The following is a 700-nucleotide window of genomic DNA, read 5'->3' on the forward strand; positions in this document are numbered from 1 at the left end:
TAACGCCCTGTTAAGGGGTGAGCAACGCAATACAAAAGCCGCCGCATACCACCTTAATCACTAAAACCAACGCATAGTAAAAATGCCACGCGTTGCGAATCCCTCTTGAACAGTTTGTTATGTAAATGTGTACACCAAGCCACATGCCAAAAATTTGTAAAGCGCAACTGATGAATAGACAGATAAAAAAGCTGGGAAAGCGAAATCGACAAAGTAGACCCATGCATTATAAATTTTCACATACCTAGATTTGTATGTTGACTCTAACTGCTCCTGCTTTCTTTTTATCTCCTTTATTTCCCCAGTAAGTGTTCCAATATCTTCTTCATCCTCATCAAAGTTGTACTTTTCATATTCAACTGCGACCTCGTCTGGTGATAGACCTAAAGTATCGCCTCGCACGTTTCGAACTTTATAAGCGATCCACTTAGGAAGATGTTTTCCACATACTTCTAGAGCAGAAAGCACCAAATATTTGATGGAAAAGTAAACTAAAGTTATAAATAGAAACCAGCCTGCTGTTGATTTGCTAGCCGACAAGTCAAGCCCAATGATTGCAATTTTCTCTGGCAATGCTCCCGTAATGGCAATAAACATCGCAACGCCAGATAGAACTAATGTCTGCGTTTTTAATTTTTGAACTTCTTCACTGAACTTAAACAAACAACACTCCGACTTTATATTAATTTACATAACGCCC

At 39.0% G+C, this 700-nt stretch carries 1 protein-coding gene; it reads right to left on the reverse strand.

Annotated elements, in window-relative coordinates:
* Nucleotides 1–117: 117 nt before the first annotated feature.
* Nucleotides 118–663 carry a hypothetical protein gene (locus tag AACV12_RS11235; protein ID WP_170901630.1) on the reverse strand — a complete coding sequence of 182 codons (546 nt, stop codon included), beginning with the start codon at nucleotides 661–663 and terminating at the stop codon, nucleotides 118–120.
* Nucleotides 664–700 lie beyond the last annotated feature (37 nt).

The sequence above is a fragment of the Vibrio sp. 2-2(8) genome, from assembly GCF_963888495.1.
Lineage (GTDB): Bacteria > Pseudomonadota > Gammaproteobacteria > Enterobacterales > Vibrionaceae > Vibrio > Vibrio anguillarum.